This is a genomic window from Candidatus Competibacteraceae bacterium (genome assembly GCA_016713505.1).
In the GTDB taxonomy this organism is placed as follows: Bacteria; Pseudomonadota; Gammaproteobacteria; order Competibacterales; family Competibacteraceae; genus Competibacter_A.
This window is the reverse complement of record JADJPA010000002.1, coordinates 47,750-66,788: the sequence shown is the minus strand read 5'-3', so window position 1 is coordinate 66,788 and position 19,039 is coordinate 47,750. Positions and strand designations below refer to the sequence as shown.

Here is a 19,039-nt window from a genome sequence, read left to right as displayed (position 1 = left end):
ACAGTGAATTATTTAATGGCCCGAGCTGGATTTCCACACACCGCCACTCCTGAAGGTATCGTTTTTTTGACGATCGAACCTGGCCAGACCAACACATCATCACCGAGGCTGACTCCCTTACAGATCACGCTTCGCGCGCCAATAGCCACTCTATCGCCTATCGCGATAGCGCACTTCTCTTTCGTTTCCGCCGGCTGTGCTCGATCAGGAGTAAGGGTATGAAAATCCGTGTCCATAATTCCAGCTTCTTCAATCAAGAATTGATTGCCAATCTTGATTTCAAACCTTGAAGAAATCCTGGCGGCGAACAACATGGCGTCATCCCCAATGGATATCACCGCCGCCGGATCATGAGTATAAATTGTTACATAATGACGATCATCACCGTTAATCCTTGCTATGGTACAGTTGTTGCCAATTGAAACCGCACCTTGTCCTTCAATCTCTAGCTTGCAAAAAATTCTCAACCCCGTGCCAATCGACACCTTTTTTTTCGCGAGCCGGCATTTCAGCTTAAATAAATGCCCTCGAACTGCCGCCATGGCCTCTTTCATTAAATTCCAACCATTTTTTCTATTCTTTCTATACTAATGCTACTACTTATAGGATTACCTACCGCAAGATGGCTATTGTTGATTTTTCGATCAATACAAACACTACCAACCCCTAAAACACTAGCCTCACCAACAGAGCTGTTTCCCAAAACAATGGTCTGGCTCGCCAACCAGACCTTATCGCCGATAGATAAACAATTCGCAGAGGGTTCAATATTTATTACAGCACTATTTTTTACATCAAACAGCCTAGCTACAGGAAACACGATATCCTGCAACAAGCAATTGGCTGACATTACAAAATTCCCAAGCGTAATCATATTATGACAACGAATGGTCATCCCCCCCAAATCACATCCTTTACCGATAACCACTTTCGCATTTGGGGATAATGTCGTAATCACAAGCCCATCAAATGAGTTTGCGTAAACCGAGCAACCTCGATCAATAAAAACAGAGCCAGCACCCGTTATTTTAAATTTATAATAAACAAAAAAAGGAAATTTAATAACGACATTCGCCGTGGTCAATCGATAATAAACGATATAAAAACAACCTATAAGCAGCGCTTTTATATAACTGTAAAAAACCCATGGGTCTGCCAAAAGCAGGTGGATTAATTTCTTGGCAATATTTATATAATTCACAAAATCAGTAATTTAATAAATCTATCTGACTAATATTAACAGCCTCAACTAAAAAAATTCTCAGCCGGGCCAAATCAATTTTTCAAAGATAAGGAAGCCAAATATTTAAGGAGTTGAGTGGCCACAACTTTCTTACCTTGGTCATTGAGATGACCATCATCATAAGTAAAGCTTGGGCTAAGCACTTCAATGGGTCGGTTCTCGTACTCATAGGAACCAGAATCTTGTGATTCAATCTTGGCCAAATCAAATAATCGACCGCTTTGGCCATAGTGAGTACGTATTAGATCATTAAATTCTCGCCGCCGTAAATTATCGGCCAAGCCGCTCGGCGTGCGCCCCAGCAGGCGCTTTATCCACGCTTTCGGTCCAGTCTGAACCACGGTCAGGGGTGCTGTCACAGCCACAAAATGGGTGTTGGGAAACTGCTGGCTCAATCGATCCAACGTACTGCTATATTGCTCGGCAAGCGCCTTCGCGTTGGAATTTTCTTTAAAATCAATATAACAGAATTTGACGAGTGCGATATCCGCCGCCTTGGCTTTATCCTCTTCCAAGGTTTTCGCAAAATCCTTAAGTTTTGAAGCAGGATCTTCATTTTGACCGACAAAAAAATGGATGATACCACCTCCGTTCGCTGACCCAGGCTCCTGTAGTTTCGTTACGGATAGTTTAACTCCCGCGTGAGCCGCTAAGGACTCTATCCCTTCAAGGATATTTTGACCTACTGATTGATGGCCGAATAACACTCGCCTGTTCGACAGCGCTTGCCATTCAGCTGGAGTGATTTGAGCCATCGACGCTTTGGCAGCTTTCACCTGATTAGCCTCATCGCACCCCAACAACATGACCGTGATTCCAAGCGCTAGCCACCATTGCGAGGCTTGCTTGCATACTTTCCACATGTATCTCAAACCCTCGAATCCGCCAATGGTTTATTCAATCTTTGGAGGGGTGCTGAACGGACCCCTAACAGGCTCTACCGGTATGGCTGGCCAATGCAACATAGCGGTGGTTTTCCGCTTTATTTCGATATCGCGATAGATGAATTCCGCCCGCTCGACACTGATATCCAATTCCGTCGCCAGCTTGGCAACTGGCTGGTGGCTGTTATAAGCCAGCAAGGCTAAATCCATTTTGTCGTAAGGAAGAGCAAAATAGAATTCATCTTGACCTTGCGCCAGGCTATAGGTATCTGTCGTTGGCTGGGCGTTACAAATATCTGCCGGAAGCTTCAAATGACGCGCGAGCGCATACACCTGAGTTTTATACAAGTGTGCAATGGGCTTGAGATCGGCCGCGCCATCACCATTTTTTACAAAGAACCCTTGGTCATATTCGAGCCGGTTGGGGGTGCCGATCACAGCGTAATTCAAGCGGTCGGCATGAAAATATTCCAAGGTTTTACGCACGCGCTGCTTGAAGTTAGTGGCGGCGACAATTTGCAGGTAGTTTTTCGAATCAAGTCTGGATTCAAAAACCTGGCCGGCAGGCGACTGCACCACCAATTTAAAATAATTGAAACCGCCGTCTTGGCCGCCGACGATGACGATCTTGTTTTTCCAGCCAGAAGCATAATCCGGAAAGATCGCGCGGATCGCCGCATCACGCCAGCGATAACACGCCAAGGCGTCCAACACCGGCGCAATGTCAAATTCCTCGTGGGCGATTCCCAGATGTTCCACCATCTGCCGGCCGCGCAGCGTGCTTTCAGCAGCGGAATCGCGTTCGGGCAGCAGCAGGCCAAACACGCGTTCAGGCCCTACCGCGCCCACCGCTAAAGCAGCGCAAACCGCGCTGTCGATGCCCCCAGAAATGGCCACGATCAACCCGCGGCGGCGCAGGTGGCTGCGTAACAGTTCGCGCAGCCGTTCGGTAATTTTGGCGACTTCGGCAGCTTCGTCCAATTCGAGCGCGGCAACGAGGTCCAGACTCATAAAAACTCCTTGAAATCAGGCTGCTTCAGCGATCAAAGCACTGTATTGTTGCAAAATCAATTTACGGGACAGCTTGCCGTTAAGGGTGCGCGGCAATTCTGAGACCATCAGTACATATTTGGGCACCATGTAATTTTCCAAACGCTCGCCGCAAGCCCGCTTGATCTGCTGCACGGTCAACTTGGCCCCTTCGCGGAGCGTGACAAAGGCGCAGATCGCCTCTCCCAGCAGGGGATCAGGAATCCCGGCCACCACCGCTTCCCGCACGGCGGGCAAACTGTAAATGGCGTTTTCCACCTCATCGGGACTCACCTTCTCGCCCCGGCTTTTGATGATTTCGTCGCCGCGCGCCACGAAATAGCAATCCCCTTCCGCATCCTGCCGGAACAGATCGCCGCTTTTCAGCAGGAATTCGCCGGGCAACGAGCCCGGCCTCAACACCTCCGCGGTTTTCTCGGGCTGATTCCAGTAGCCCCGCATCACATGAGGGCCGCGCACGTGCAGGATACCGACCTCGCCCGGCGCCACCGGGCAGCCTTGCTCGTCCAGCAGCAGCAGCTCGGTGCCAGGAATGGCGCGTCCCACCGATTCCGGCTTGCTTTCCGCCAGATCCGGTTCCTGATAGGTGCTACGGATGCATTCGGTCTGGCCGTACATCTTGTAAAGCCGCGCCTGCGGGAATAGCCGTTTGATACCGGGGATGAACTCCGGGGGCAAGGCCGCGGCGGCGTTCGTCACCAAGCGGACGCTGGGAAACCGTAAGGGTTGCTTGGCATCCTGCGCCAGCATCATGGCGTAGATCGTCGGCACGCTGGCAAAACTGGTGACTGCTTCGTCTTGCATCCGCTGGTACGCCTGCGCCGGATAGGTGAAGGAGCGCTCCAGCACCAGGGTTGCGCCAGACCGTATCGCGGAAAGCCATTGAAACAAGCCATAACCGAAATTGAGCGGCAAGGCGGAAAACAAACGATCATCCTGGGAAAAACCCAGATACTCATTGATGCTGTCCAGCACGAACAACAACGACTGATGGGTGTGCATCACCCCTTTAGGCTGGCCGCTCGTGCCGGAGGTGTAGATCAGCGCGGCCAAATCCAAGCCGATCGCCGTCTGGAGCGGCGGCGCGGCGGGCTGAGCGGCCAGCGCTGCCTCAAGATCGGTCACGCCGGCGGGCAACACGCCCTCGGAAGGCGCGCACAATATCGGCAAGTCCGACAGCCGCGCCGTCGCCGGCTCGAAAACGCGCGCCAGATGTTGCGCGCTGAGCAGCGCGCGCGCGCCCGAATCGCGCAAGATAAACGCCAACTTGTGGGCTTTGGTCTGGTAATTGACGGCCACAAAAACGCCGCCCGCCAGCAACACGCCAAACAGCGAAGCGGCGCACCGCCAGTCATTATCCATAAAAATCGCCACGCGCTCACCGCGCCGGACGCCGCGCGCGCGCAAGACATGGGCGAGACGACAGGCGTAGTCGGCCACCTCTCGATAGTCCAGCCGCGCGTTTTCGGTGATCAGCGCGGTATGCTGCGGGCGACGGGCGGCGGCGATGAGCAGGATGTCTTGAAGCAACCGCGGAACAGCGGCCACGTTTTTTAGCTCCTTCTCAAGCCGCCAGCGCCAACTGTTTCCGCCCGATAAAGGCGACCAGATTGTTTACCGAATCCAGATTCTCCGGCAACATTTCCTCATCGTCCACTTTGACGCCGAAGGTTTCTTCGACGAAAAGAATAATCTCCAAAATACCGGTGGAATCGATCAAACCGGCCTCAATAAAGGACCGCTGGCTGTTTAGCGCGGACTCATCGTCGGTAAACAAAAAATTTTCGAGAATATAGCAGCGGATCGTTTTTTCGATAGTCATGGCTATCCCTTAGCAGGCTAGTGGTTTGTAAGCCTCAGACGCAGGTATGGAACATCGCTCAATAAAATAATGATGGCACAGTTGCGCGGAAAGGATGCCCACCAGCGCCATGTTGTCCTTGGCGGCGATCTGGCCACCCCGGCGTGCTTTGTTCATCAAGAAACCGACCTTTTTCGCATCGAAATAGCCGTAGCGCCGCAACGTATCTGGACTTAACAGCTCGCTGACGTAAGACGGCGGCGCGGCCGAGAAAAACGCCGGACTATCGGGAGCGCGATAGGGTTGTTTGTGACGGTCGATGATCGCGGGTGGCAAATAAGGCGTCATCGCGCGCTTGAGCAGGAATTTTTCGTTCAAGGCCCGCATCTTCAAACGCGGCGGCAAGCGATTGGCAAATTCGATGACTCGATGATCCAAAAAAGGAAACCGTCCCTCCACGGAATTCGCCATCAGCATCCGGTCGCCTTGCGAACACAACAAATAACCGCCCAACAGGGTTTTGGCTTCCAGATATTGCGCGCGGTTGAACGGATGCCAGCGACTGAAAGCGGCTGGCAACTGCCGGATCAGCCGGTCCGCGGCGTCTTCGCGCAGGACGCCGGCCAACTCCGGCGAGAAAAAAACCTTGCACTGCGCGGTGGTGAGCCAGCGGGTCAGATGGCTGAAACCCGGCTGATCGGGGTCCGCCAAACCGATCCCATAAAAGTTGCGCAAGTAGCTTTGTGCTTGCGCGCCCGAAGTTTCGAGGTAGGGATATAGGGCTTTGAGCAGCAAGGGACGCCATTCCGATTCCGGCCGGCGCGCCCAGAATTGGCGGATCTTCGCTTCCTTGAACAGATCGTAGCCGCCCAGCGCTTCATCGGCGCCTTCACCAGTAAGCACCACTTTGTACCCCGACGCGCGGACCAAACCGGACAGACGGCGCATGGGCGTCGGCGCGGTGCGCAAAATCGCGGTTTCGGCGTGATAGACCGCAGCTGGAAACTCTTCGGCGACATCGAGGTTACGGCAAAAGATCCGACTGTGATCGACGCCGAGATGCTCGACCAGCTGCTGCTGGAACGCCGACTCATCGAGCGACTTTTCCTCGAAACCGATGGAAAAGGTCTTGAGCGGCGCGCTCGAATGACGGCGGATCAGCGCCACCAGCGCCGAAGAATCCAAGCCGCCGGAAAGATAAGCGCCGACCGGGACATCCGCGCGCAAGCGGATACGGGTGGCATCGGCCAGCAGCGCGTACAACTGCTCGGTCAGCTCGGCATCCGAACCCGCCAAATAATCGCCCTGTTCTGGAAAAGTCCAATCCCAATACACCGACTCGGACAACTGATTGTTTTCCAGCACCAACAGGTGGCCGGGCGGGATTTCTTGGATGCTCTCAAACAGGGTATTGGGGCTGCGCGGCGCCCAAAAGGTAAAAATCTGATCGAGCGCCGCCGGTGAGAGCCGGGGCGACTCCCCCAACAAAGGCAGCAGCGACTTGATTTCGGAGGCAAACAGCAGCCGCTGGTCGTACAAGGTGTAGAACAGCGGCAAGATCCCGATCCGATCCCGGACTAAGAGCAGGCGCCGGCGTTTGTCATCCCACAAGGCGATGGCGAACTGACCGTTCAACTGCCGCACGAACTCATCACCGTACTGCTCGTAGGCATGAACGATGACTTCGGTATCGCTGTAGGTGTGGAATTGATGCCCCGCCTTCAGCAGCGTCTCGCGCAGCTCGATGTAATTGAAGATTTCACCGTTGAACGAGACCCATACCGTCCGATCTTCGTTGTGCAGCGGCTGGGCGCCGCCCTCAAGATCGATGATGCTGAGGCGGGTATGTCCCAAACCGATCCGGCCGTTCGGAGCGAGATAGACGCCGCTGCCATCGGGACCGCGATGGCGCAAGGGAGGCAACATGCGGCGCACATCGCCGTCATGAACCCGAACTTGAGCCGAAAGCGCCGCGATTCCAGCAATCCCGCACATGGCGGCAATCACGCCTCAGCGAAAACGCGCGTGCTGACCGTCGGAATGGTCGCCCCTGCCAATACCTCCTTGACCGGCGCAAACCGAAAATCCCGCAACAACTGCTTCAGGCGCTGCTCGCAGCGGTTCAAGTTCGTATAGTGGCGGAAGGTGGACAGCCAACCCGCGCGAACGCGCGGCTGTTGGGGGTCGATTTCCCAAGGATGCAGGTAAAAAATAAACGGCCGATTTTCCGCGCGATTGATCCGATTCAAGCCGAGACGAGTCAGCCAGTAAGGATAAATCCGGAAGTAGCCTCCGCCGGCCACGGGCAACGGATGACGGCCCACGACGGCGGTGGACGGCGGAAATTCGATGAGAGAAGCACCGCCTGGCATCTCAAGCTTGTAAGGCCAGCGCGGGCTGCCGGGGATGCCGTAACGATCGTGATGGACCGGGAAAATGCTCGAATCGTAGCCAAACCCCAATTCAGCCAAGATATCGAGCGCCCACAGCGAACGCTTGGTGATCGAATAGCTGGCCGCGCGATAACCGAGTACCGGCCGTTGCGCTTGATCTTCCAGACAGTCTTTGGAACGCGCCGTCTCCGCCCGGAAGTCCTCGCGAGTTTGGTCATAGATGAGCTGATGCGAGTAGCCGTGACAGGCGATCTCGTGTCCCTGCTCGGCGATGGCTCGCACCAAATTGGGGCAGCGTTCGGCCACCCAACCCAGCACGAAGAACGTGGCGCGAACACCGCGCCCGGCGAACAACTCCAACAGCCGATGGGTGTTGCGTTCGACGCGCAAAGGAAACTGGTCCCAGGTGGCAGGGTCGATCTGGCGCGCGAAGGCGGCGACGTGGAAGTAATCCTCGACATCGACCGTCAGGGCATTTTGCATGAGTCAGTTCATCCTTTTAGCGGCTAAAGGCGGGGTAGCTCGATTTCAGACACGCTACCGCCACGCAAAACACCGGAACATTTTGCGTGGCTTTTGGACATCCTGAACCGCGTTCGAAGGCGGTAGGATTTTAATGCCGCGTAAGAGAATCTTACATAAATCGTGCCAAGACAAGTTTTACACAAGCTCGGCTAAAGCGGGCCAACAAACGCCGCGAAAATCCAGGTCAGATATGACCCTATGTGACACTTAAGTCGAGAACCCTGCCCCGACGAGCATCAGAACTAGTTCAAGATGGTTCAATTTGAAACCCGCCGACCGCTTTAGATGGCATCGAACGACTCAAACGGCAGGTAGTCGATTGGATCGCCCGGCGCGATGCGGGCGCGGTCTTCCGGTAACTCCACCAGACCGTGGGCCCAAGACAAGGACGATAACGCGCCGGAACTGTTGGTGTGATAAATATTCGCCACCGGCCCGCGCCCGGCATCCAGCCGCAGCCGCGCGCGCAGCCATTCCCGTCGGCCCGGCTTGCGCTGAAACTCGAAATCGGCTAAAGCGGTCACCCGCAGCGGATCGATCAAATTTGCGCCGGCCAATTTTAACAGTAAAGGCCGCGCCAACAGCAGAAACGACACCATCACCGAGACCGGATTGCCGGGCAAACCCACGATCAGGCAATCCTTGATCCGTCCGAACATGACCGGTTTGCCAGGTTTGACGGCCAAGCGCCAGAATTCGATGGTTCCCAGTTCCGCGATCACATCCTTGACCAGGTCCGCCGTGCCCACCGACACCCCGCCCGAAGTCAGCAACAGATCGTGAGTGACAGCCGCGTCTTGCAACGATTGGAGCAACGCGGACCGTTCGTCGCGCAAAATGCCCAAATCCGTCACCGCGCAGCCCAAGCGGCGCAACAGTCCGATCAGCGCATAACGATTCGATTCATAAATCGCGCCCGGTGGCAACGTTTCCCCCGGTGGGTACAACTCATCGCCGGTCGACGCTACCGCCACCCGGACCGGTCGCATGACCTCCAGCGCGGCGATCCCCTGACCCGCCGCCAGCGCCACATCTTGCGGGCGCAATCGCTGGCCACAAGCCAACAACAACGCGCCGGTTCGAACGTCTTCCCCGCGCCGGCGGATGTTCTCACCGGGTTTGAGGCGTGCGGCGATCCGTGGCTCGATCTCGATCCAGCTTTCATCCGGCGCGATCCGACACTGCTCTTGCATGATCACCGCATCCGGCCCGTCCGGCGTCACGCCGCCCGTGGTGATGCGCACCGCCGCGCCGCGCGGGACCGCGCCCGCATACCGATGTCCCGCCAGCGCTTGGCCGATTACCGGCAGGCGGGTGATTCGATCGGATTTCAAATCCGCTTGATACAACGCGAAACCGTCCATGGCGGAATTATCGTGCGGCGGTACATCCAATCGGGCCGGAAAATCGGCGGCCAAAATCCGGCCGTACGACTCAAGCAGCGGTACCGTTTCCGTTTCTCGCACGGACTGAACGACCTCCAAAATCCGGGCAACCGCTTCGGATAGCGTCATCAACCGATCTTCGGCGCAGCAGTCGGGCATGGCGGACCTCATGATTAAAACACAGTTTAATTATGACCGACAGACCGCGCCACGAAATCGGCGATCCGGTCTACATCGCTCAAGGGTAGAACCGGCAACGCGGGCCGACCGTAGCGGATTGGATCGACCAGCGGCTCGCCAGCGACGGCGATGATGGTGGGATCATCGGGGAAACGCGGCGGTCGGTCGCCGACGCCGGAGCGCCAGACCTCGAGCTTGGGATGGACGCCGGTTTTCCAACCTTCCACCAGCACCAAATCCACCGGTCGCAAGTGCGTCAGCAGCTCGGTCAGATCCGGTTCGGCCTCCTCGCGCAATTCGTGCAGCAACGCCCAACGCCGGCCTGTCGCCAGCATCACTTCGCAAGCGCCGGCCTCGCGATGGCGAAACGTATCCTTGCCCGGAACGTCCAAATCGACATCGTGGTGGGCGTGCTTGAGGGTGGAGACGGTGAGGCCGAGCGCCCGCAAGCGCGGAATCAAGGCGACGATCAGCGTCGTTTTTCCGGAGCCGCTCCAGCCGGTGACGCCGAGAACCTTCATCCGCGCTCGCGCGCCAGCGGCGGTTGCGCGCCTGATAAATCGACGCCGCCGATGGTGGCGCGGCCGAGCAGTTTCGCCAGATATTGACTGACGGCTTTCGGTTGGCCGGGTTTGTCCTCGGCGTTTCCAACCTCGCGTTGGAGAAGCGCCGCGATCCGTTCCTCTCCGTCGCCGCCGGCGATTTCGAGTCGGTTTGCTTCCTGCAACAGCAATTCCTGGGCGACCAGGGACAATTTTGCGGCGTATTCGGCGATTTCCCGAGACGGCGCGGGATGGTGTTGCATCTCGGCTTGGATGGCGGCGTCGGTGATTTCGACGCCGTTGACGGTGATGGGCATTAGAAAGTTCTCTCGAATGAAAACAGATCAATAACTTGCTAAATAGCGTATCGGCCTTGGTACCAGCAAACCCCCTAATAAGGCTAACCCCATAAGGATAAAGGGCATCGCCGCCATAATTTTGGCTTCACGATAAAAATGCACGGAGATTCCTTTCGATTTAAACTTATGATTTAAATTCATTTTAATTCAAACCATGCAAGTGTTTTGCTAAAAAACCAGAGATTCTTGATCTATAAATTTCTGGCGAGAAGGCGTAAAGGTCAACATGCGCGGCACCTTCAACGATCCATAATTCCTTTGGGTCTTTGGCGGAATCAAAGAGGCTTTTTGTCTCGGTGATCGTAGTATGTAGATCGCGATCCCCAGAGGCGATCATGACCGGCGCGTGGAGAGAGGCTACCGCCGTCAATGGCTCAAGCTCACTTGGCCAAATACCCAGTCGCATCGGAAGTTGCCATGTGAGCAGAGGCGTGAAAACCCTAGCTACTCGACCGACAGCTAGCTCAAGCCGATTAGCCACCGCGTCCGTAATGGTAGAGTACATCGATTCCAGGACGATGGCGTCCAGAGGTTGCTCAGGCTTTGCCAGCACCAGAGAGGCAGCGCCCAGCGAAACGCCGATGACCGCTATTTTTTCCTGCGGACCGAGCTGGTTTAGCAGAAAACTTAAGGCTACTCGTACTGCTTCACCCTCATGCGCGCCAAACGTGATGCGCTCGCCGCTGCTTTCACCATGCGCCGGCAAATCAATGAGCAGGACCGAATAACCTTCTTTATGGAGAAATATCGCCCGATCCAACATCTGACGGCGATCGGCCCCAACGCCGTGGAGGAGGAGCACACCGCCGAATCCCGGATTACCGCGCCAAAACCAACCTACGAGGCATTCACTGGAGTTGGTGGGAATTCTCACGGTTTGGGCTTGCAGATCGGGCGGCGGCAGACCAATTGAGCGTAAGGCTGGACTGCTTAGCCTGTCACCAACGACATACGATGCTGAAAGGACGAGTACGATTCCAGTGATAGCGACTGTGATGAACGCGCGGCGCATTGATTAGAACCTAATCTGTAAGTACTTGATCGAAAGCTCAGACAACTTTAAAGTTTATAACTATTTGAAATTATTGAATCAAAATGCCGGATAACTTTAGATTACCTACTTATCTCAACTCTCCAAAGCATCGCGGGCTGTTGGGTGTGGCGAGCCTATTTAAGAAGGCTTTGGCCTAACAGTCTGCACCTCGTTAGATTCCCACTGTTGTAACTTCGCCTTTCGGCGCGAGCGGTACCATTTCGCAGAGTCTCGGAACCAGAGGCATCAAATCCACGAGGCGATTCGTACGGGCAACTAACACGATGACAGCAAGTGAAAAGTTTGGAATGGTCTGTTGAAAAGCGAGATTCCGATCGACGGTTATGAAAATATCGAAGTCACGCTCCGCCAGCTTCAAAAGCACACCATTTTTGATCGTCGCCCATCCCATTTCAGGCACCGTCTACACGACAAATTGCTGCAAATGTTTGGACAGGCGACGATCCACGCATTCGTCCAGCAGAATCCTCATACAGATTCGGCCATCGCTAACGATGCGGCGCGTTCTAGGAAATCCAATACTTGTTGGCGGGTAACCGTTGGAAAACCTTCTAGAAAGTCGTTAATGGACTCACCGCCTTCAAGATAGTCAAGCAATGTCTGGACAGGCACCCGCGTTCCCAAAAAACAGGGCGTACCCCCCATAATATCTGGCGAACAGGACACCACTTGATGATTCATTATCAACACCTTAGCAATGAGTTTGAGCAAGCCGTGGACGTCGAAACAGCGACTTCGGCCACCGTTGTTTCGGGTATTGGACACTGGCTTTCAATATCTTGTTCGCATACAGCTTCAAAAGCTACGGGTCCATACCTTACAAACGAAAAAGCGCGAGGGTAAAGCGGAAAACCCGCTGCCTCGCGCCTTCTTACGGCCCTGACTTTGCGATCAGCGCTGCCGCACCACCTGATACGCCCGCATGGGATACGTCACCGGCGCGCTCCAGATATGCACCAAACGGCTGAACGGGAACACCAGGAACACGGTGATGCCGAGGAAGATATGCAGCTTAAACAGCAACCCGACCTGGGAAATGAAAGTGACCGCTTCGGCCGGGTCGAAGCTGACGATGTTCCGGCCCCAGCCCATCAGATTCAGCATGTTATGGCCGTCCAGGTGCATCAGCGATACCGGGATGGTGATCAGGCCCAGAATCAACTGGGCGTAAAGCAGCAGCAGGATGAAGATGTCCATCCGGGTGCTGGTGGCGCGCACTCGCGGCTCGGTCAGCCGCCGTTTCAGCAGCATCGTCAGGCCGATAAAACACATGATGCCGGCGATGCTGCCCGCGACGATGGCGAGCATCTGCTTGGCTCCGGCGGAAACACCGAAAGCGTGGAACACTTCGGGTGGGGTCAGCAAACCGATGAAATGCCCGGCAAACAGCATCAAAATGCCAATATGAAATAGGTTGCTCGCCAGCCGCATGTTTTGTTTGCTGAGCATCTGGCTGGAATGGGCTTTCCAAGTAAATTGATCGCGGTCGAAGCGTACCAGACTGCCGAGCAGAAACACCGCCCCGGCCAGATACGGATAGACTCCAAACAGCAGAGTGTCCACGTAATTCATGATCGTTGCCTCTTTCGGTTACAGGGAACGGGCGGTCTGCGGGGCAGCGTTAGGTCGGGGCAGCCACTGCACCGGTTGCGTCGCGCTCGAATTGGCCCGGCCCGCGCCGCAATTTTCCTGATTGTCCAGGAAGGTGACCGCCTCCTCTTCCCAAATCTTGTCCATGTTGACGATGGCCTGATCCGGCCCCTCGGTCGCGGCCTGATGGCGGATTTCGGCGCTGTCATCCGGTTCGCCGACCAGCGCGGTCAGCGCGTCGAACACCGCGTGATAGTCGTTGCCGCGCTCGGCCAGCCGTGCGCCCAGCAGGGTGAGGACATGGGCGGTTTCAGCCAGCAAATCCAAGGCTTCCTCCACCGGCCGCTGCGCCAGATATTCCAGAAACAGCGGGATGTAGTCGGGCAACTCGCGGGCGTTCAGTTCAAAACCGTGTTTGCGATAGACCTCCAGCAGATTGACCATCGCCTGACCGCGATCCCGCGATTCACCGTGGATATGCTCGAACAGATGCAGCGACAGCGCCCGGCCTCGGTCGAAGGTCGCCACGTACTGTTCCTGCAATGCCATCAGTTCAGCGCGTGACAGCCGTTGGATCAGCGCCTGCAACACCGCGCGTTCGGCTTCCGGCAGCATTGCTTCTTGTTCCAGAGCCTCGGCCATCTCCGGCAGCGCCGCCTGGATGTCGCTTTGCGGGTAGGCCAGCAGCGCCGATAACACTTTCAGGGTTTTCATTTGCCGGTCGGCTCCACCTTGATCGGAATGGCGCGGCGGGTGGTGACTTTCTTGCCGCCGAACAGATTGGTCTTATCGGTACCCGGCGAGCAGCCGTTGCCGAAGCTAAAGCCGCAGCCGCCACGCTCGCCCAAAGCGTCATCGATGGCGCTGGCGTATTCGCGGTGGCTGGTGGGAATCACGAAGCGGTCTTCGTAATTGGCAATCGCCAGATAGCGATACATCGACTCCACCTGATCGATTCGCAGGTTGACCGCCTTCAGCACATCCTCGCGGATGTCGCCGTCCACGGTCTTGGCCCGCATGTAGGCGCGCATCGCCAACATTCGCTCCAACGCTCGCTTGACTGGGGCTTCATCGCCCGCCGTCAATAGATTCGCCAGATATTTCAACGGAATCCGCAACGAGCCGACATCGGGGATGATGCCGTTCATGCCGATTTGTCCCGACTCGGCGCGAGCCTGAATCGGCGATAGCGCGGGCACGTACCAGACCATCGGCAGGGTGCGGTATTCAGGATGCAGCGGGAAGGCGATCTTCCAATCAATCGCCATCTTGTAAATCGGCGATTGCTGCGCCGCCTCTAGCCACGCCTCGGGAATGCCGACCTTGCGGGCTTCGGCTTGCACCAGCGGATTGAACGGATCGAGGAAGACATCCAGTTGCGCTTGATACAGGCTCTTTTCGTCCAGCACGCTGGCGGCCTGTTCGATCTTGTCGGCGTCATACAACAGCACGCCCAGATAGCGAATGCGACCGACGCAGGTTTCCGAGCACACCGTCGGCTGGCCGACTTCGATGCGCGGATAGCACAGGATGCACTTCTCGGATTTGCCGGTGTTCCAGTTGTAATAAATTTTCTTGTAGGGACAGCCGGAGACGCACATCCGCCAGCCCCGGCATTTATCCTGATCGATCAAGACGATGCCGTCTTCCTCGCGCTTGTAGATCGCGCCGCTGGGGCACGAGGCGACGCAGGCCGGATTGAGGCAGTGCTCGCACAGGCGCGGCAGATACATCATGAAGGTGTTTTCAAATTCGCCGTAAATCTCCTTCTGCACGTTCTCGAAGTTGGTGTCCTTGGAACGCTTGGCGAATTCGGTGCCGAGGATTTCCTCCCAATTCGGCCCCCAGTGGATTTTCTGCATCCGCTCGCCGCTGATCGCCGAACGCGGCCGGGCGGTGGGCATCGCCTTGGACTCCGGCGCATTTTGCAGATTGGCGTAGTCGTAGTCCCACGGCTCGTAATAGTCGTCGATGGCGGGCAGGTCGGGGTTGGCGAAGATATTGGACAGAATCTTGAGTTTGCCGCCCTGTTTGGGAACGATTTTGCCATCCTTGACCCGTTTCCAACCGCCGTTCCACTGCTCTTGATCTTCCCAGTTTTTCGGATAGCCGATGCCGGGCTTGGTTTCGACGTTGTTGAACCAGGCGTATTCCATGCCGTCGCGGGAAGTCCAAACGTTCTTACAAGTCACCGAACAGGTGTGGCAGCCGATGCACTTGTCCAGGTTCAAAACCATGGCGATTTGCGCGCGTACTTTCATGATTAATGCGCCTCTGCGGTTGGGGCTTCGGCTGGGGTTTCATCGTCCAGCCAGTCGATCTTCGCCATCTTGCGGACGATGATGAATTCGTCGCGGTTGCTACCCACGGTGCCGTAATAGTTGAAGCCGTAGCTCTGCTGGGCGTAACTGCCGATCATGTGGGTCGGCTTGAGCACCGTGCGGGTCACGGAGTTGTGAATGCCGCCACGGGTGCCGGTAATTTCCGAGCCGGGCGTGTTGACGATTTTTTCCTGGGCGTGGTACATCATCGACATGCCTTCCGGCACCCGCTGGCTGACCACCGCCCGCGCCGCGATCGCGCCGTTGACGTTGTAGGCTTCGATCCAGTCGTTGTCCTCGATGCCCGCCTTTTTGGCGTCGATTTCCGACATCCAGATGATCGGGCCGCCACGTGACAGCGTGAGCATCAACAGGTTGTCGGTGTAGGTGCTGTGGATGCCCCATTTCTGGTGCGGGGTGATGAAATTCAGCACGATTTCCGGGTTGCCGTTGGGCTTCTGGCCGATGATCGGCTCGACCGTTTTCATATCCACCGGCGGCCGGTAAGCGCACAGCGCCTCGCCAAAACCGAGCATCCAAGCGTGATCCTGATAGAACTGCTGGCGGCCGGTGACGGTGCGCCACGGAATCAGTTCGTGGACGTTGGTGTAACCGGCGTTGTAGCTGACCTTTTCGTCTTCCAGACCCGACCAGGTGGGCGAGGAAATGATTTTGCGCGGCTGGGCCACGATGTCGCGGAAGCGGATTTTCTCGTGTTCCTTGGGCAGCGCCAAATGGCTGTGATCGCGGCCGGTGATCTTGCTCAAAGCCGCCCACGCTTTCACCGCAACGTGGCCGTTGGTCTCCGGGGCCAGCATCATGATCATCTCAGCGGCGTCGATGTCGCTGTTGATGCGCGGCCGCCCCTTGGCGACGCCTTCTTCCTGCACCGTGTAATTGAGCGAGGCCAGCGCCGCAACCTCGTGCTCGGTATTCCAACTGATGCCCTTGCCACCGTTGCCAAGCTTGTCGAGCAGCGGCCCGCAGGAGGTGAATTTCTGATAGGTCGCCGGATAGTCACGCTCGACCACCACCAGACTGGGCGCGGTCTTGCCGGGGATGAGATCGCACTCGCCCCGCTTCCAGTCCTTCACATCTGGCATCGCCAGTTCGTTGGGGGTGTCGTGCAAGGTCGGCACCGCCACGATGTCCTTTTCGACGCCGAGATGGCCGGGACAGGTCTCCGAAAACGCCTTGGCGATGCCTTTGAAGATGTCCCAGTCGGTGCGCGATTCCCAAGCCGGATCAACCGCCGCGCTCAACGGGTGAATGAACGGGTGCATGTCGCTGGTGTTGAGGTCGTTTTTCTCATACCAGGTCGCGGTCGGCAGCACGATGTCCGAATATAGGCAGGTGGTGGACATGCGGAAATCCAGCGTCACCAGCAAATCGAGCTTGCCTTGGGCCGCGTCGCGCCATTGCACTTCCAGCGGTTTCTCACCGCCTTCCTCGCCCAAATCCTTGCCCTGCACCCCGTGAGTGGTGCCGAGCAGATATTTCAGAAAATACTCGTGACCTTTGCCGGAAGAGCCGAGCAGGTTGGAGCGCCACACGAACAGATTGCGCGGGAAGTTGACCGGATTATCCGGGTCTTCAAAAGCGAAACCGAGCTTGCCGGATTTCAGATTTTTCACCACGTAAGCGGCTGGATCGTCGCCCGCCGTCGCGGCCGCCTTGCTCACCGCCAGCGGATTTTGATTGAGCTGCGGCGCGGTCGGCAGCCAGCCCATCCGCGCGGCGCGGACGTTGTAGTCGATCTGTGAACCCTGCCACTGCTGGGGATCGGCCAGCGGCGACAGGATTTCCCGCATGGTCAGTTTTTCGTGCCGCCACTGGCTGGTATGGATGTACCAGTAAGAAGTCGAATTCATGTGCCGGGGCGGGCGGTGCCAGTCCAGCGCGAAGGCCAACGCCGTCCAGCCGGTTTGCGGGCGTAGTTTTTCCTGACCGACGTAATGCGACCAGCCGCCACCGCTCTGGCCGACGCAGCCGCACATCATCAGCATATTGATGACGCCCCGGTAGTTCATATCCATGTGATACCAGTGGTTCATCGCCGCGCCGATGATCACCATCGATTTACCGTGAGTCTTGTCGGCATTCTCGGCGAACTGGCGGGCGACGGTGATGATTTGCGCACGCGGTACGCCGGTGATCTTCTCTTGCCAGGCCGGGGTGTAGGGCACGTCATCGTCGTAAGTCTTGGCGACATTGCCGCCGCCCAAGCCGCGATCCAGGCCGTATTGCGCCAAGGTCAGATCGTAGACGGTGGCGACCAACGCCTCGGAACCGTCCGCCAGCTTGATTTTCTTGGCTGGGACGTTGCGGACTTGAATCGCATCGTGAGAAGTGCAGGCAAAATGCGGATGTTGGGTCGAACCGAAATAGGGAAAGGCGACCGGCGCTACCTCGTCCTTGATGTCGATGACCGATAAGCGCAACTGGGTTTCGGCCCCAGTCAGCGATTCTTTCGCTTCCAGATTCCACTTGCCGACCATGCCGTCCTTTTCGCCCCAGCGGAAACCGATGGAGCCGTTCGGCACGATTAGATGGCCGCTCTTTTCGTCGAAGGCCAGCGTTTTCCAGTCGGGGTTGTTGGCCTGACCGGCGCTGTCGGCGAGATCGGACGCCCGCAGGAAGCGGCCGTTGACATAGTTCCCGTCGGCCCGCTGATCGAGGCGCACCAGCATCGGGAAATCGGTCTTGGTGCGGACGTAATCGGTGAAATACTCGGATTTGCCGTCGAGATAAAACTCGCGCAGGATGACGTGGCCCATCGCCATCGCCACGGCGGCGTCGGTGCCCTGCTTGGGGTGCAACCAGAGGTCGGCGAACTTGGACGCCTCGGAATAATCCGGGCAGACCACCACGATCTTCGTCCCCTTGTAGCGCACCTCGGTCATGAAGTGAGCGTCCGGGGTGCGGGTCTGCGGCACGTTGGAACCCCACATCATTAAGAACGTGGAGTTGTACCAGTCGGCGGATTCCGGCACGTCGGTCTGCTCGCCCCACACCATCGGGCTGGCGGGCGGCAGGTCGCAGTACCAGTCATAGAACGAACCGCAAGCCCCGCCGATCAGCGACAGATAGCGCGAACCGGCGGCATAGGACACCATCGACATCGCCGGAATTGGCGAAAAGCCGTAAATTCGATCCGGGCCGTATTTCTTGGCGGTGTAGACGTTGGCGGCGGCGATCAGCGGGTTGACTTCTTCCCAGGTCGCCCGTACGAAACCGCCCAGACCGCGCTTGGATTTGTATTCAGTCGCCTTGGCCGGATTCTCGACGATGGACTCCCAAGCGTCCACCGGGTCTTGCTTCTCGGCCAGCGCCTCGCGCCACAGCTTGAGCAAGCGGCCGCGCACCAGCGGATATTTCACCCGATTGGCGCTGTACAGATACCAGCTATAGGACGCGCCACGCGGGCAGCCGCGCGGTTCGTGGTTGGGCAGATCGTCGCGGGTGCGCGGGTAGTCGGTCTGCTGGGTTTCCCAGGTCACCAGCCCGTTCTTGACGTAAATCTTCCAGCTACAGGAGCCGGTGCAGTTGACGCCGTGGGTCGAGCGCACGATTTTGTCGTGCTGCCAGCGGGCGCGGTAGGCGTCTTCCCAGCCGCGATCCTCGTTGGTGACGACGCCGTGATCGCCGGAGAAGGTGTTGGTGACTTTCTTGAGGAAATTCAGCCGGTCGAGAAAATGACTCATCGCATTAA

Annotated in this window: 17 protein-coding genes and 1 pseudogene; all 18 read right to left on the bottom strand. The window is 56.9% G+C overall.

The genetic code is table 11. The features are described from left to right. Window positions 1-8: 8 nt before the first annotated feature. A complete protein-coding gene (locus IPK09_15215; GenBank protein MBK7984948.1) occupies window positions 9-554 on the bottom strand; it encodes a hypothetical protein in 546 nt (181 codons plus the stop codon). Beyond that, on the bottom strand, window positions 554-1,201 hold the full coding sequence (locus IPK09_15210) for a hypothetical protein (protein ID MBK7984947.1): 648 nt from the start codon (window positions 1,199-1,201) through the stop codon (window positions 554-556). Before IPK09_15210 ends, IPK09_15215 begins: the two co-directional genes overlap by 1 nt. 74 nt (window positions 1,202-1,275) lie before the next feature. Beyond that, window positions 1,276-2,019 (bottom strand): hypothetical protein, encoded by a 744-nt coding sequence (locus tag IPK09_15205; protein ID MBK7984946.1) that lies wholly within the window; start codon window positions 2,017-2,019, stop codon window positions 1,276-1,278. 117 nt (window positions 2,020-2,136) lie between these two features. Continuing rightward, complete coding sequence (nadE, locus tag IPK09_15200) at window positions 2,137-3,138, bottom strand: NAD(+) synthase (GenBank protein MBK7984945.1); 1,002 nt, start codon at window positions 3,136-3,138, stop codon at window positions 2,137-2,139. 15 nt (window positions 3,139-3,153) lie between these two features. Then, window positions 3,154-4,725 carry an acyl--CoA ligase gene (locus IPK09_15195; GenBank protein ID MBK7984944.1) on the bottom strand — a complete coding sequence of 524 codons (1,572 nt, stop codon included), beginning with the start codon at window positions 4,723-4,725 and terminating at the stop codon, window positions 3,154-3,156. A gap of 16 nt (window positions 4,726-4,741) precedes the next feature. After that, window positions 4,742-4,999, bottom strand: coding sequence for an acyl carrier protein (locus tag IPK09_15190; GenBank protein ID MBK7984943.1), 258 nt, complete (start codon window positions 4,997-4,999; stop codon window positions 4,742-4,744). A gap of 9 nt (window positions 5,000-5,008) precedes the next feature. Then, window positions 5,009-6,973 carry an asparagine synthase (glutamine-hydrolyzing) gene (gene asnB / locus IPK09_15185; protein MBK7984942.1) on the bottom strand — a complete coding sequence of 655 codons (1,965 nt, stop codon included), beginning with the start codon at window positions 6,971-6,973 and terminating at the stop codon, window positions 5,009-5,011. Window positions 6,974-6,981: 8 nt separating this feature from the next. Next, complete coding sequence (locus IPK09_15180; GenBank protein MBK7984941.1) at window positions 6,982-7,854, bottom strand: DUF3473 domain-containing protein; 873 nt, start codon at window positions 7,852-7,854, stop codon at window positions 6,982-6,984. A 323-nt stretch (window positions 7,855-8,177) separates the two neighbouring features. Further along, entirely contained in the window at window positions 8,178-9,440 is a 1,263-nt protein-coding gene (locus tag IPK09_15175; GenBank protein MBK7984940.1) for a molybdopterin molybdotransferase MoeA, read from the bottom strand. Between the two features lie 26 nt (window positions 9,441-9,466). Continuing rightward, window positions 9,467-9,982: a molybdopterin-guanine dinucleotide biosynthesis protein B gene (gene mobB, locus IPK09_15170; protein ID MBK7984939.1), complete on the bottom strand. Its 516-nt coding sequence runs from the start codon at window positions 9,980-9,982 to the stop codon at window positions 9,467-9,469. After that, complete coding sequence (locus IPK09_15165) at window positions 9,979-10,320, bottom strand: hypothetical protein (protein MBK7984938.1); 342 nt, start codon at window positions 10,318-10,320, stop codon at window positions 9,979-9,981. The genes mobB and IPK09_15165 overlap by 4 nt, the downstream gene beginning before the upstream one ends. 184 nt (window positions 10,321-10,504) lie before the next feature. After that, window positions 10,505-11,374 (bottom strand): alpha/beta hydrolase, encoded by an 870-nt coding sequence (locus tag IPK09_15160; GenBank protein MBK7984937.1) that lies wholly within the window; start codon window positions 11,372-11,374, stop codon window positions 10,505-10,507. A 193-nt stretch (window positions 11,375-11,567) separates the two neighbouring features. Then, window positions 11,568-11,888 (bottom strand): annotated as a pseudogene (locus IPK09_15155) (DUF5615 family PIN-like protein). Next, window positions 11,885-12,097 carry a DUF433 domain-containing protein gene (locus IPK09_15150; GenBank protein MBK7984936.1) on the bottom strand — a complete coding sequence of 71 codons (213 nt, stop codon included), beginning with the start codon at window positions 12,095-12,097 and terminating at the stop codon, window positions 11,885-11,887. Before IPK09_15150 ends, IPK09_15155 begins: the two are co-directional and overlap by 4 nt. A gap of 210 nt (window positions 12,098-12,307) precedes the next feature. Beyond that, window positions 12,308-12,988 carry a respiratory nitrate reductase subunit gamma gene (narI, locus tag IPK09_15145; protein ID MBK7984935.1) on the bottom strand — a complete coding sequence of 227 codons (681 nt, stop codon included), beginning with the start codon at window positions 12,986-12,988 and terminating at the stop codon, window positions 12,308-12,310. Between the two features lie 18 nt (window positions 12,989-13,006). Then, complete coding sequence (narJ, locus tag IPK09_15140) at window positions 13,007-13,720, bottom strand: nitrate reductase molybdenum cofactor assembly chaperone (GenBank protein ID MBK7984934.1); 714 nt, start codon at window positions 13,718-13,720, stop codon at window positions 13,007-13,009. After that, window positions 13,717-15,267, bottom strand: coding sequence for a nitrate reductase subunit beta (narH, locus tag IPK09_15135; GenBank protein MBK7984933.1), 1,551 nt, complete (start codon window positions 15,265-15,267; stop codon window positions 13,717-13,719). Before narH ends, narJ begins: the two co-directional genes overlap by 4 nt. A gap of 2 nt (window positions 15,268-15,269) precedes the next feature. Further along, on the bottom strand, window positions 15,270-19,031 hold the full coding sequence (locus IPK09_15130; protein ID MBK7984932.1) for a nitrate reductase subunit alpha: 3,762 nt from the start codon (window positions 19,029-19,031) through the stop codon (window positions 15,270-15,272). Window positions 19,032-19,039: the final 8 nt, after the last annotated feature.

Excerpts from the sequence above, each read along its gene's own strand:
- IPK09_15215 (MBK7984948.1), bottom strand. The coding sequence starts at position 554 with ATGAAAGAGGCCATGGCGGCAGTTCGAGGGCATTTATTTAAGCTGAAA.
- nadE (MBK7984945.1), bottom strand. The coding sequence starts at position 3,138 with ATGAGTCTGGACCTCGTTGCCGCGCTCGAATTGGACGAAGCTGCCGAA.
- IPK09_15190 (MBK7984943.1), bottom strand. The coding sequence starts at position 4,999 with ATGACTATCGAAAAAACGATCCGCTGCTATATTCTCGAAAATTTTTTG.
- asnB (MBK7984942.1), bottom strand. The coding sequence starts at position 6,973 with ATGTGCGGGATTGCTGGAATCGCGGCGCTTTCGGCTCAAGTTCGGGTT.
- IPK09_15180 (MBK7984941.1), bottom strand. The coding sequence starts at position 7,854 with ATGCAAAATGCCCTGACGGTCGATGTCGAGGATTACTTCCACGTCGCC.
- IPK09_15175 (MBK7984940.1), bottom strand. The coding sequence starts at position 9,440 with ATGCCCGACTGCTGCGCCGAAGATCGGTTGATGACGCTATCCGAAGCG.
- mobB (MBK7984939.1), bottom strand. The coding sequence starts at position 9,982 with ATGAAGGTTCTCGGCGTCACCGGCTGGAGCGGCTCCGGAAAAACGACG.
- IPK09_15165 (MBK7984938.1), bottom strand. The coding sequence starts at position 10,320 with ATGCCCATCACCGTCAACGGCGTCGAAATCACCGACGCCGCCATCCAA.
- IPK09_15160 (MBK7984937.1), bottom strand. The coding sequence starts at position 11,374 with ATGCGCCGCGCGTTCATCACAGTCGCTATCACTGGAATCGTACTCGTC.
- IPK09_15150 (MBK7984936.1), bottom strand. The coding sequence starts at position 12,097 with ATGAATCATCAAGTGGTGTCCTGTTCGCCAGATATTATGGGGGGTACG.
- narI (MBK7984935.1), bottom strand. The coding sequence starts at position 12,988 with ATGAATTACGTGGACACTCTGCTGTTTGGAGTCTATCCGTATCTGGCC.
- narJ (MBK7984934.1), bottom strand. The coding sequence starts at position 13,720 with ATGAAAACCCTGAAAGTGTTATCGGCGCTGCTGGCCTACCCGCAAAGC.
- narH (MBK7984933.1), bottom strand. The coding sequence starts at position 15,267 with ATGAAAGTACGCGCGCAAATCGCCATGGTTTTGAACCTGGACAAGTGC.
- IPK09_15130 (MBK7984932.1), bottom strand. The coding sequence starts at position 19,031 with ATGAGTCATTTTCTCGACCGGCTGAATTTCCTCAAGAAAGTCACCAAC.